Origin of the sequence: Streptomyces sp. NPDC002490, from assembly GCF_040296045.1 — a bacterium.
GTDB lineage: Bacteria > Actinomycetota > Actinomycetes > Streptomycetales > Streptomycetaceae > Streptomyces.
The window spans coordinates 134,356-146,460 of the sequence record NZ_JBEOWM010000007.1 but is presented as its reverse complement, the minus strand read 5'-3'; the positions used below and the strand labels follow the sequence as shown (position 1 = coordinate 146,460).

Here is a 12,105-nt window from a genome sequence, read left to right as displayed (position 1 = left end):
GCCCGTCAGCTCCACCTCCGGACCGAGGAGCCCGTGCAGTGACCACCGAAACACCGGTCGGGTCCGTCCCGAGCGCACCGTCCGAGGAGGCCCGCTGGGAGGAGGAGCTGTCGGCCGCGCTGGTCGACGGCGACCAGGACGCCCTCGCCGTCGCCTACCGCCGTTGGGGACCGCTGGTGCGGACCCTGGCGGTGCGCTCGCTGGGGGACGCCGGTGAGGCCGAGGACGTCAGTCAGCAGGTGTTCCTGGCGGTGTGGCGGGGACGGGCCGGGTACCGCCCGGAGCGCGGGCCGTTGGCCGCCTGGATCGTGGGGATCACCCGCCGCAAGGTCGCCGACGCGCTGTCCGCGCGGACCCGCCGGGGCACCTTGGCCGCCGCGGCGGCACGGGTGTCCGGGCCCCGGGTGCCGGGCGGGGACCCGGAGGCGGCGCTCGACCGGGTGGTGCTCGCGCAGGCCCTGCGGGGACTGACCCCGGTGCAGCGGGACCTGTTGCGCCTGGCGTTCTACGAGGACCTGACGCAGTCGCAGATCGCCCGGCGCACCGGTCTGCCGCTGGGCACGGTGAAGAGCCATGTGCGGCGGGGGCTGCACCGGTTGCGCGGGCACCTGGGGCCGCCCGGGGCCGGCGGACCGTGAGCGGTCCGCCCGGCGGTCGTTCACCCGGCCTCCCTGCCCCGGCGGAACCGTTCGGTCCCGACCGCCAGGTCCACGAGCGGCTCCGGGTAGTCGTAGCGGGCGCGCTCGGTCGCGGACAGCTTCCAGGGCTCGTGCACGGCCGGTCCGGCGAGGCCGGCGAGTTCGGGCACCCAACGCCGCACGTAGCTGCCGTCGGGGTCGTGACGCCGGCCCTGGCGCACCGGGTTGAGCACCCGGCCGGGGCGGGTGTCGGTGCCGGTGCCGGCCGCCCACTGCCAGTTGAGCTGGTTGTCGGCCACGTCCCCGTCGACCAGGAGGTCCAGGAAGTGCCGGGCCCCGATCCGCCAGTCCAGGTACAGCGTCTTGGTGAGGAAGCTGGCGGTCAGCAGCCGGGCCCGGTTGTGCATCCAGCCCTCGTGGCGCAGTTGGCGCATCGCCGCGTCGATCACCGGGTAGCCGGTGCGGCCGGTCCGCCACGCCTCGGCGTCCCGGTCGGCCGCCGCTCCGGTCCGCCACCGGTCGTGCCGGGGGCGGTAGTCGGCGTCGGCCGCGTCGGGACGGGCCGCGAGCACCTGGTGGTGGAAGTCGCGCCAGCACAGTTGGCGGACGAAGGCCTCGGCGCCGCCGCCGCCGACGGCCCGGGCCCGGTGGACCACCTCGGCGGCGGACACGGTGCCGAAGTGCAGGTGCGGGGAGAGGCGGGAGGTGCGGTCGCCGGGCAGGTCGTCGTGGCCGTCCGCGTATCCGTCGAGCCCGCTGCGCAGCCAGCGGGTCAGGAGCCGGCGGCCGGTCTCCTCGCCGCCCGCGGCCAGCCCCGGCGACACCCCGGTCACCCCGTCGCGGGCGGGGAGCGGCTCCGAGCGGAGCGCCTCGGGCACCCGGACGGCACGGGGCGCGGCCAGGGGCTCGCGGAGCGGTTCGGCGTTCCAGCGGCGCAGGTAGGGGGTGAAGACGGCGTAGTGGTCGGTGCCCTGCGGGGTGACGGCTCCGGGCGGCAGCGCGGTGATCACCGCTTCGTGGGCGGTGAGCCGGCCGCCGGCCTCCCGGACGGCCGCCGTGAGGCGCCGCTCCCGGCGCGCCGCGTAGCCGCTGGCCCCGGCCGCGAGGTGCACCTCGCGGGCGCCCGTCTCGGCGAGCACCTCCCGCACCGCGGTGACCGGGTCCCCGGAGCGCACCACCAGTCGGCCGCCCCGGCGCCGTAGCCCGGCGTCCAGGTCCCGCAGGCAGTCGGCGAGGAAGGCCAGCCGGTTGGGCGGGGCGAAGCCCGCCGCCCCGATCGCCGGGTCGCTGACGAACAGCGGGACCACCCGGTCCGCGGCGCGCAGGGCGGCCCGCAGCGGCGGGTGGTCGTGCACCCTCAGGTCGGAGGTGAACAGGACGACGGACGCGGTCACGGGCGCCACTCCTCGGTCGGACGGTTCGGCGTGCCCCTTCTTCGGCCCGGGGGCCGCGAGCGGACGCACCCGGTGGCGGTCGGGTCCTACTCGTTCCCGGCGTCGCGCTCGGCGTCACGTTCGGCGGTGCGTTCGGCGGTGCGGGCGATGTTGCGGACCATGCCGCCGAACACCAGGGCGTGGAAGGGGGCGACGCTCCACCAGTACAGGTGGCCCAGCAGTCCGCGCGGGTGGAACAGCGCCCGTTGCCGGTAGCGGCTGCGCCCCTCGGCGGCGGGTTCGGCGGTCAGCTCCAGCCAGGCCAGTCCGGGCAGCCGCATCTCGGCGCGCAGGCGCAGCAGTCGTCCCGGCCGGATCTCCTCCACCCGCCAGAAGTCGAGGGAGTCGCCGGCGCGCAGCCGGGCCGCGTCCCGCCGGCCCCGGCTGAGGCCGACCCCGCCGATGAGCCGGTCCAGCCAGCCCCGTACCGCCCAGGCCGGCGGGAAGGAGTACCAGCCGTTCTCGCCGCCGATGCCCTCGATGACCCGCCACAGGGCGGTGGGCGGGGCGGCGACCACCGTCTCCCGGCGGTCGGTGTACAGGCTGCCGCCGGCCCAGTCGGGGTCGGTGGGCAGCGGGTCGCTGGGGGCGCCGGGCGTGGCGGCGGAGGACCAGCGGGTGGCGACGTTGGCCTCGCGGACCCGGCGCAGGGCGAGGGCGAGGGCGGTGTCGAAGGGCAGGGGGTGTCCGGGCGGGTCGGGGACGTACCGGGTGATGTCGTGTTCCTGCTGGACCACCTCGTGGCGGAGCGATTCGGCGAGCGGACGGGCGAGCGCCGGCGGGACCGGGGTGACCAGGCCGATCCACCGGCTGGACAGTCCGGGGCTGAGCATCGGCACGGGGAGGACCAGCCGGCGCGGGAGTCCCGCGACGGCGGCGTAGCGGGTCATCATCTCCCGGTAGGTCATGACGTCCGGCCCGCCGATGTCGAAGGTCCGGTTGACCTCCTCGGGCATGGTGGCGCTGCCCACGAGGTAGCGCAGCACGTCGCGGACCGCGACGGGTTGGACGCGGGTGGAGACCCAGCTGGGGGTGACCATCACCGGGAGGCGTTCGGTCAGGTAGCGCAGCATCTCGAAGGAGGCGGAGCCGGAGCCGATGACCACGGCGGCGCGGAGCACCGTGGTGGGCACCCCGGAGGCCAGCAGGACCCGGCCGACCTCGGCGCGGGAGCGCAGGTGCGGCGAGAGTTCCCGGACGGGCACCCCGGCCGGGGTGAGCCCGCCGAGGTAGACGATGCGGCGGACGCCGGCGGCGCGGGCCTGCCGGCCGAAGGTGAGGGCGGCTTCGCGGTCGGTGCGCTCGAAGCGGGAGCCGCCGCCCATGGTGTGCACGAGGTAGTAGGCGACGTCGACGTCGCGCAGCGCGGCGGCGAGGGAGTCGGCGTCGGTGACGTCGCCGCGGACGAGTTCCGCACGGCCGGCCCAGGGGTGGTCGCGCAGCACCGCCGGGTCGCGGGCCATGCAGCGGACCCGGTGGCCGGCGTCGAGCAGTTCGGGCACCAGGCGCCCGCCGATGTATCCGCTGGCCCCCGTGACCAGGCAGCGCAGCACCACCGTGTCCCCTCACTCGGTCGGGAAGCGCCCCGGTGTCCGTGCGTCCGGGGCTCTGGACCAGCGCACCACAGCGCGGGGCGGGGCACCCCTCCGGAGGTCCGAAAGGGGGCCGGGTGCGCGGCCCGCGCCGGTGCGGCGCGGGCGGCGCGGTCAGGCGTCCGGGTCCCGGCGCTCCAGCGCGGGGGCGGGCGATGTTCCGGTGGTCATCAGCAGGTCCGCCGCGGCGGTGTCGGTGACGAGGCTGGTGACCAGCCCGGACCGCAGCACCGCGTCGATGGCCGTCGCCTTGCGGCGGCCCCCGGCGATGGCGATGACCTCGGGGATCCGTCGCAGCCGGTCGGCCTCGACGGTGATGCAGCGCTCCCCCAGGTCCCTACCGACTCGGCGGCCCTCCGAGTCGAACAGGTGGGCGGACATCTCGGCGGCGACGCCCAGCGAGGCGTAGTGACCGCGTTCCTCGTCGGTGAGCATGTCGTGCACCGTGGAGATCCCTGGCTCCCAGGAGCCGATGGAGACGCAGGCGACGGTCACCTTGTCGAAGTACTCGAAGGCGCGGGCGATCCCGGTCTGCTCCCGCAGCGCGGCGGCGGTGGCCGCGTCGGGCAGCAGCATCGGGGCGTAGATGGGGTGGGCGTCGCCGCCGGAGACCTGGGCGGCCCGGCGGACCGCCTCGACGGACCCCCGCTCCGCGGTCCCCGCGTCGTACACCCCGGTGAGCTGGACGACCGTGCACTGCGGCAACCGGTCGAGCGCCGCCGCCATGTGGATGGTCGAGCGTCCCCAGGCCAGCCCGAGGACGTCCCCCTCCGTCACCAGTTCGCCGAGCAGGTCCGCGGCGACCTCTCCGAGGTTCTCCGGGTCGGGGGAGTCCTCGGTCTCGGCGGGCGACTCGACGACCACGGCGTGCCGCAGGCCGTAACGGGCGCGCAGCGCGTCGGAGCGTTCCGCGTCCAGTTCGGCGGGCACCCGGATCTCGATGCGCACGAGGTCCCGTTCGAGGGCGGTCTCCAGCACCCGGGCCACCTTGAAGCGGCTGACGCCGAACTCCTCGGCGATCTGGATCTTGGATTTGCCCTCAAGGTAGAAGCGGCGGGCCATGGCGGCGGCCTGCACCAGCTCAGCGGGTCCCATCCGCATGGCCGATCGACCCGCCGAGAAGCCAGTCAAGGCGATCTCCTCACTGCTGTTCACTTCTGTTCACAACCCGGTCGGCTCACAACCGGCTCTCGTCGTTCATCCTCGCAGATCCCGTTCGACCGATGAGCCCGGATGAAACGTCGTTCATCTGCGGGTGGCTCAGTGCTCGCACGCCCGGACGCCCCCGGCCGACTCCGCCAGGGTGCGCAGCCCTCGGACGGCCTGGGCGGGATCGGCCGCGCCGTAGACGGCGGAGCCCGCCACGAACACGTCCGCCCCGGCCTCGGCGCATCGCTCGATGGTGGCGGCCGAGACCCCGCCGTCGACCTGGAGCCAGAGTTCCAGGCCGTGCTTGGTGATCAGCTCCCGGGTGCGGCGGATCTTGGGCAGCATGATGTCGAGGAACGCCTGGCCTCCGAAGCCGGGCTCCACCGTCATGATCAGCAGCATGTCGAGTTCCGGCAGGAGGTCCTCGTACGGCTCGATGGAGGTGGCCGGCTTCAGCGCCATGGAGGCCCGGGCGCCCTTGGCGCGGATCTCCCGGGCCAGCCGCACCGGGGCCGCCGCGGCCTCCACGTGGAAGGTGACCGACCCCGCGCCCGCCTCGACGTACTGGGGGGCCCAGCGGTCGGGGTCCTCGATCATCAGATGGCAGTCGAGCGGAGTGTCCGTGGCGCGTGCCAGGGATTCCACGACCGGAACGCCCAGGGTGAGGTTGGGGACGAAGTGGTTGTCCATGACGTCGACGTGGAGCCAGTCGGCGCCGTCCACCGCACGGGCCTCTTCGGCGAGGCGGGCGAAGTCTGCGGAGAGGATACTGGGATTGATCTGCACGGCCATGGTCCAAGACTGCCATGCCGGCCGCCGGTTGCTTCCACGATCCCCGTCCGGGCGGCCGTCCGCTCCGGACCCCCACGACCGAACTGCCCGACCTGACCGGAATTGCCCCAGCCAGGGAGTGAAGGCGATGACGAACCCGCAGGAGCCCGGCGCACCCCACGCCCCCGAGGAGGTCGCCGGGGTCTCCGTACCGGACACCGAGGTCGCGGCGGCGGCCACGGAGTTCATCCGGGACACCACGAGCGAGCTGATCTACCACCACTCCCGCCGGGTGTACTTCTTCGGCGCCCTCCAGGGCGCCCGCCGGGGCCTCGGCTTCGACCCCGAACTGCTCTACGTGGCGGCGATGTTCCACGACGTCGGACTCGGCGAGCCCCACCGTTCCAGCGGACGGCGCTTCGAGGTGGACGGCGCCGAGGCGGCCCGCGACTTCCTGCGCGGCTACGGACTGCCCGAGGACAGCGTGCGCCGGGTGTGGACGGCCATCGCCCTGCACACCACCCCCGGCATCCCGGAGCACCTGGAGCCGGAGGTGGCCCTGGTGACCGCCGGGGTCGAGTACGACGTCCTCGGCATCGGCTACCACGACCTGGCGGACCACCTCCGCACGGCGGTGACCGCCGCCCATCCGCGCCCCGACTTCAAGCGGCGCATCCTGGGCGCGTTCACGGACGGCATCGCCCCCAAGCCCGCGACCACCTTCGGCAACGTCAAGGCGGACGTGCTGCGCCACTTCGTCCCCGACTTCACCCCCGGCGACTTCGTGCAGGTCATCCGGGACTCCCCCTGGCCCGAGTGACCGGCCGCCCGGGCCGGAACCCGGGCGGTGCGCACCGTCAGCCCGTGCGGCGCAGCAGCGCCAGGTACATGGCGTCGGTGCCGTGCAGGTGCGGCCACAACTGCACGTCGGGCCCCTCGCCCAGAGCGGGCACGCCGGGCATCAGCGGGCGGGCGTCGACGAGTTCGGCCGTCAGCGCCGGCCCGGCACCGCGCAGCACGTCGTCCACCACCGCCCGGGTCTCCGCGAGGTGCGGGGAGCAGGTGGCGTAGCCGACCACCCCGCCCACCCGCACCGACTCCAGCGCCCTCGCCAGCAGGGCGCGCTGGAGCGGCGCGAAGCCCGCCAGGTCCTCGGGGCGACGGCGCCAGCGGGCCTCGGGCCGGCGGCGCAGCGCGCCGAGGCCGGTGCAGGGCACGTCCACCAGGACCCGGTCGAAGCTGCCCGGCCGCCACGGCGGCCGGGTTCCGTCGGCGGTGACCACCTGGTAGGGGCCGGGGTTGCCGTCCAGCGCCCGGGCCACCAGCCCGGCCCGGTGCGGCTGCCGCTCGGCGGCCAGCAGCGCGGCCCCCCGCTCGGCGGCGAGGCCGGCGAGCAGGGCCGCCTTCCCGCCGGGGCCGGCGCAGCCGTCCAGCCACCGGGCGTCGGGCCCGTCCAAGGGCGCGTTCGCCACGGCCAGGGCGACGAGCTGGCTCCCCTCGTCCTGCACACCGGCCCGGCCCTCCCGCACCGCCTCCAGCGCGCCGGGCTCGCCGCCCTCGGTGAGCCGGACCGCGTACGGCGACCAACGGCCCGCCACGGCGCCCTCGCCGGCCAGTCCCTCGCGCAGCGCGTCGACGGCGATCCGGCCGGGGCGGGCCACCAGGGTGACCTCGGGGCGTTCGTTGTCGGCTTCCAGCAGGTCCTCGATGCCGGCGCGGCCACCGCCGAGGGAGTCCCACAGGGCGGAGACCACCCAGCGGGGGTGCGAGTGGACGACGGCGAGGTGGTCCTCGGGGTCCTCGTCGTAGGGCGGGGCGACCCGCTCCAGCCAGCCGTCCAGATCGTGCTGGGTCACCTTGCGGAGCACGGCGTTGACGAACTTCGCCCGCCCGTCCCCGAGGACGACCCGGGCCAGCTCCACCGAGGCGGACACCGCCGCGTGGCTGGGGATGCGGGTGCCCAGGAGCTGGTGGACGCCGAGGCTCAGCACGTCCAGCACGGGCGGGTCGACCTCGCGCAGCGGCCGGTCCACGCAGGCGCCGAGCACCGCGTCGTAGGTGCCCTGACGGCGGAGCGTGCCGTACACCAGCTCGGTGGCCAGGGCCGCGTCCCGGTCGTCGAAGCCGTCCTGCTCCCGGGCCTTGCGCAGCAGCGGCGGCAGGACGAGGTTGGCGTACGCGTCGCGCTCGTCCACGGCGCGCAGGGCGTCGAAGGCGAGGATGCGGACGGGGTCCTTCTGGGGTCGCCGGTAGGGACGGCCGGGCCGCCGGGAGGGGGACGTCGGCCTGCGCCGCTGGTCGTTCACGACAAGGTGCTCCGGAGAAAGGGGGACGGGCGTGGAGGGGGAAGGCGCGGGACGCGCGTCCCGCCGCACGGAAGCGGAGGTCGGCGCCCCGTCCAGCGTACGCCGGGGTGCGGGGGCCCACGCCCCGGCGGGGGCCGGGGCGCCCACGGCTCAGTCGCCGAACCGCTCCCCCGGGGCGATCCGCGCGCCCCGGGCCCAGTCCGCGGCGTTCATCGGCCGCTTGCCCTGGGCCTGCACCCACAGCAGCCGCACGGCGTGCGAGCCGCTGCCGACGTGCACGGTGCTCTTGCCCACCGCGAGTTCGCCGGGGGCGAGGTCGGTGCGCTCGGGGTCCGGGGCGGCCTGGACGAGCTTGAGCCGTTCGCCGCGGAAGACGGTCCACGCCCCGGGCGCCGGGGTGCAGCCGCGCACCACCCGGTCCACCCGCAGGGCGGGGGCCGTCCAGTCGACCCGGGCGTCCGCCACGCTGATCTTCGGGGCGACGGAGACCCCGTCGGCCGGCTGCGGCACCGCCTTGAGGGTCCCGTCCGCGATGCCGTCCATGGTGGCCGCGAGCAGTCCGCCGCCCGCGAAGGCCAGCCGGGTGAGCAGGTCCCCGCTGGTGTCGGTGGAACGCACCCGTTCGGTGACCGTCCCGTACACGGGCCCGGTGTCCAGGCCCTCCTCGATCAGGAAGGTCGAGGCCCCGGTGTACTCGTCGCCGGCCATCACCGCGTGCTGCACGGGGGCCGCGCCGCGCCAGGCGGGCAGCAGGGAGAAGTGGAGGTTGACCCAGCCGTGGGTGGGCACGTCCAGGGCGATCCGGGGCAGCAGCGCGCCGTAGGCGACGACCGGGCAGCAGTCCGGGGCGATCTCCCGCAGCCGCGCCAGGAAGTCCTCGTCCCGGGGGCGGGCGGGCTTCAGCACCTCGATGCCCGCTTCCTCGGCCCGTTCGGCGACGGGGCTCGCGACCAGTCGGCGGCCCCGTCCGGCGGGGGCGTCGGGTCGGGTGACGACGGCGGCGACCTCGTGCCGGTCGGAGGCGATCAGGGCGTCCAGGGCGGGAACGGCGACCTCGGGGGTGCCGGCGAAGACGAGCTTCATCAGGGTCGTTCGGCCTCTCGGAGCGGGGGCGGGGCGTGCACGGGGCGCACTCGGCGGGCAGCGCACCAGTCTATGGGGGCCCGGCCGGGGCACGCCGGGGGCGTACGTCGGCCCGTGCGCCCCGCTCGCATTTCTCGCGCCCCGGCAGCGTGACCACTCCAGGCGTGGCGCGTTGGTCAAGACAGCGTTGACCGCCGGGCCGTCGAGACGGCCCGGCACACCCCCTTCCACCGCCGGTTCGAGAGGCTTGTCTGATGGCCGACCACGCAACCCACGACGCACAGGCACGGGCCAGCCTGCACCTGCTGGTGCGGGACATCGAGCGGGTCCGCCGACAGGTGGACGCCCTGCGGACGCTCACCGCCCAGTTGGGCAACGTCTACCGTCCCCGCCGCTCGGGCCCGTCCACGGGCTTCGTCGTCTACGGGCGCGCGCCCGCGCCCACCGTCCGCCTCGCCCAGGAACTGCGGGACAGCGTCGAGACCCTGGTCACCGCAGCCGTGGACTTCGACCGGTCGCTCGGCTTCTCCTGGGACGCGGTGGGCTCCGCCCTCGGCGTGACCAAGCAGGCGGTGCACCGCCGCTACGGTGCCCGCCGGGCCGCCGCCCAGGCCGCCGCCGAGGCGGAACGGGCCCAGGAGGCCGCACCCGCCGCCCGCCCGGTGGGGGTGACGGGCGCTCCCCTGCCGGCGGTTCCGGCCGCACGCACCATGCCGACGCAGCCCATCGGCGGCAGTCCCGCCCTGCGGGACGACACCCGACCGAACGCCTTCCCCGGTCCGCGCAACGGCTGAGCCGGCGCGGCGGCGCGGCCGGGGTGCGGACGGACCTCCCGCACCCCGGCCGTCGCCGTGTCCGGGGACGGTTCCTCAGCCGATGTCCGGCGGATCCACCCGTACCTCGACCCTGCTCCCGCCCCCGGTGCCCCGCGCGGTCCGTGCCGCCTGCGCGGACTTCAGGGCGGCGGCCAACGCGCCGCCGCTGCCCGGTGGCACCCTCAGCAGGGCCCGCTCCCAGGGCCGGTCGGACGGGGGCCCTCCCGGGACGCCCGGTGCCGGCATCGGCACCGGGCCCAACACCACGGCGTCGGCGGGCAACTCCACCAGGGCCAGGAACTCGGCGACCGCCTCCGGCGGGCCGGCGACCGACGCCATCCGGGACACCGGGGGGAACCCGAGTTCGACCCGGTCGGCCAGCTCGCGCAGCGCGTGCCCCACCGGGTCCCACCGCACCAGCGCCTGCACCGGACGCAGGGTCGGCTCGGCGACGATCACCACGGTGCCGCCCGAGCCCTGGTCCCGGACCAGGGCACTCGCCCCCAGCCAGCGCCGCAGCGCCTCCTCGCCCGCCCGCAGATCGGGCCGGGACAGCATCGCCCAGCCGTCCAGCAGCAGGGCCGCCGCGTACCCGCCCTCGGCCACGGGCTCCGCACCCGGGGTGCTGACGACCAGCGCGGGGGCGTCCGGAACGGTGTCCAGCACCTGTTCGCGGCCCGAGGTGCGCACCGGGACGGCGGGGAACGCCCGGCCCAGCTCCTCGGCGGTGCGCCGGGCCCCCACGACCTGCGCCCGCAGCCGTGAACCGCCGCACTCCGGACAGTGCCAGCGCGGCTCCTCACGCCCGCACCAGGAGCAACCGAGGCCGCCGTCCTCCCGGGCGGCCAGTGGTCCGGCACAGTGCCGGCAGCGGGCCGGGGCCCGGCACCGGCCGCAGGCCAGCCGCGGCACGTAGCCGCGCCGCGGGACCTGGACCAGGACGGGGCCACGGGCGAGCCCCTCACGGGCCACCTGCCAGGCCAGCGAGGGCAGCCGGGCGGCGCGGGCCGCGCCGTCCCGGGCCAGCTCCGCGTCCCCGACGGTGCGCACCAGCGGGGCGGCGGCCCGCACCCGGTCCCGGTCGGCCACCAAGGGCTTGGCCCAGCCGGTCTCGACGAGTTGGGCGGCCTCCACCGTGCACCCCAGCCCGCCCAGCAGGAAGCCGCACCCCTCGTGCGCGGCGCGCAGTTGGAGGACCTCGCGGGCGTGCGGCCTGGGCGCGTGCCGTTCGCTGTGGTTGGAGTCCCCGTCGTCCCACAGGACGACCAGCCCCAGGTCACGGACCGGGGCGAACATCGCCGCCCGGGTCCCGACGACCGCCCGCAGGGCGCCCCGGCGCACGGCCAGCCACTGCCCGTAGCGCTTCTCGGGACCCGCGTCCGCGGTGAGCACCGCGTGCCGGCCGGAGCCGAGCAGGGCGGTGAGCGCGGTGTCGACCCGTTCGACGACCCGCCCGTCCGGGACCACGACCAGGGCGCCGCGTCCCGAGGCCAGGGCGGCGGCGACGGCACGGGCGATCCCCTCCGCCCAGCCGGGGCCGGGCAGCGCGGTCCACACGGCGCGGGGGGAGGCCCCGTCGGCGAGGGCGCGCAGGAAGGCCGGGCCCCGTGCGTAGCTCTCCCAGGCGCCGGGGGCCGGCGCGGGGGGCGGGGGCAGCGGCTCGGGCGAGGGGCGTTTCTCGGCCCGGGCGCTGCGCGGGGGGACGGCCAGTTGCAGCACGTCGGCGAGGCTGCCGGCGTAGCGGTCCGCGACCGCCCGGGCCAGGGCCAGCAGTTCCGGTCCGAGGACCGGTTCCGGGGAGACGACCTGGGCGAGGGCGGCGAGGGGACCGGGGTAGTCGGAGGCGGCGACGCGCTCGACGAGGAAGCCGTCGACCAGTCCCCCGCCCTCGCGGCGCCCGCCGCGGACCTGGCCGCGGCCGGCGCCGAACCGCACCCGGACCCGGACGCCGGGTCGGGCCTGGGCGTCGAGTTCCTCGGGGACGGCGTAGTCGAAGTAGCGGTCGAGGTGGAGGACGCCCTTGTCCACCAGCACCCGGGCCACCGGCAACCGGCCGGCGAGGGCGGCGCCCCGCCAGGTGCGGGGTTTGGCCCGCGGGACCTCGGCCCGGCGGACGGACTCCCGGATCAGGGCGAGCTGCTCGGGGGGCTCGGAGCGGGGCCGGTCCTCCGCGCCGTCACCGGGGCCGGCCGCGCCGTGGTCTGGGCTGCTCACACCGCATTCCTACCAGACCGCACCGACAGCCCGGCCCCGGCGGCGGAGCACGCGAGGAGGGCCGGACACCGCGACGGATGCGGTGTCCGGCCCTCCTCCGGGTG

Annotated in this window: 10 protein-coding genes; 3 read left to right on the top strand and 7 right to left on the bottom strand. The window is 76.4% G+C overall.

Annotated elements, in window-relative coordinates; translation table 11 throughout:
- Nucleotides 1-38 precede the first annotated feature (38 nt).
- Nucleotides 39-638 carry an RNA polymerase sigma factor gene (locus tag ABT092_RS06850; RefSeq protein WP_351240576.1) on the top strand — a complete coding sequence of 200 codons (600 nt, stop codon included), beginning with the start codon at nucleotides 39-41 and terminating at the stop codon, nucleotides 636-638.
- 20 nt (nucleotides 639-658) lie between these two features.
- On the opposite strand, the gene ABT092_RS06845 is transcribed toward ABT092_RS06850, so the two are convergent.
- The 4 genes from ABT092_RS06845 to rpe form a co-directional block, all read right to left on the bottom strand.
- Nucleotides 659-2,032, bottom strand: a complete 1,374-nt coding sequence (locus ABT092_RS06845; protein WP_351240574.1) for a cryptochrome/photolyase family protein — start codon at nucleotides 2,030-2,032, stop codon at nucleotides 659-661.
- An 86-nt stretch (nucleotides 2,033-2,118) separates the two neighbouring features.
- Nucleotides 2,119-3,627 (bottom strand): SDR family oxidoreductase, encoded by a 1,509-nt coding sequence (locus tag ABT092_RS06840; protein WP_351240572.1) that lies wholly within the window; start codon nucleotides 3,625-3,627, stop codon nucleotides 2,119-2,121.
- Between the two features lie 150 nt (nucleotides 3,628-3,777).
- Complete coding sequence (locus ABT092_RS06835) at nucleotides 3,778-4,818, bottom strand: sugar-binding transcriptional regulator (RefSeq protein WP_351240570.1); 1,041 nt, start codon at nucleotides 4,816-4,818, stop codon at nucleotides 3,778-3,780.
- A 105-nt stretch (nucleotides 4,819-4,923) separates the two neighbouring features.
- Nucleotides 4,924-5,604, bottom strand: a complete 681-nt coding sequence (gene rpe / locus ABT092_RS06830; protein ID WP_351240568.1) for a ribulose-phosphate 3-epimerase — start codon at nucleotides 5,602-5,604, stop codon at nucleotides 4,924-4,926.
- Between the two features lie 127 nt (nucleotides 5,605-5,731).
- On the opposite strand from rpe, the gene ABT092_RS06825 reads away from it, so the two are divergent.
- Entirely contained in the window at nucleotides 5,732-6,403 is a 672-nt protein-coding gene (locus ABT092_RS06825; RefSeq protein WP_351240566.1) for an HD domain-containing protein, read from the top strand.
- A 37-nt stretch (nucleotides 6,404-6,440) separates the two neighbouring features.
- Here the strand turns inward: ABT092_RS06825 and ABT092_RS06820 are convergent, their stop codons facing one another.
- Complete coding sequence (locus ABT092_RS06820; RefSeq protein WP_351240564.1) at nucleotides 6,441-7,889, bottom strand: RsmB/NOP family class I SAM-dependent RNA methyltransferase; 1,449 nt, start codon at nucleotides 7,887-7,889, stop codon at nucleotides 6,441-6,443.
- 150 nt (nucleotides 7,890-8,039) lie between these two features.
- Nucleotides 8,040-8,972, bottom strand: a complete 933-nt coding sequence (gene fmt, locus ABT092_RS06815) for a methionyl-tRNA formyltransferase (protein ID WP_351240562.1) — start codon at nucleotides 8,970-8,972, stop codon at nucleotides 8,040-8,042.
- Between the two features lie 254 nt (nucleotides 8,973-9,226).
- Between fmt and ABT092_RS06810 the strand changes: the two genes are divergently transcribed.
- Entirely contained in the window at nucleotides 9,227-9,766 is a 540-nt protein-coding gene (locus ABT092_RS06810; RefSeq protein WP_351240560.1) for a hypothetical protein, read from the top strand.
- A gap of 75 nt (nucleotides 9,767-9,841) precedes the next feature.
- Here the strand turns inward: ABT092_RS06810 and ABT092_RS06805 are convergent, their stop codons facing one another.
- Nucleotides 9,842-12,001 (bottom strand): primosomal protein N', encoded by a 2,160-nt coding sequence (locus ABT092_RS06805; protein WP_502968397.1) that lies wholly within the window; start codon nucleotides 11,999-12,001, stop codon nucleotides 9,842-9,844.
- Between the last annotated feature and the right edge of the window lie 104 nt (nucleotides 12,002-12,105).

Excerpts from the sequence above, each read along its gene's own strand:
- ABT092_RS06825 (WP_351240566.1), top strand. The coding sequence starts at position 5,732 with ATGACGAACCCGCAGGAGCCCGGCGCACCCCACGCCCCCGAGGAGGTC.
- fmt (WP_351240562.1), bottom strand. The coding sequence starts at position 8,972 with ATGAAGCTCGTCTTCGCCGGCACCCCCGAGGTCGCCGTTCCCGCCCTG.
- rpe (WP_351240568.1), bottom strand. The coding sequence starts at position 5,604 with ATGGCCGTGCAGATCAATCCCAGTATCCTCTCCGCAGACTTCGCCCGC.
- ABT092_RS06810 (WP_351240560.1), top strand. The coding sequence starts at position 9,227 with ATGGCCGACCACGCAACCCACGACGCACAGGCACGGGCCAGCCTGCAC.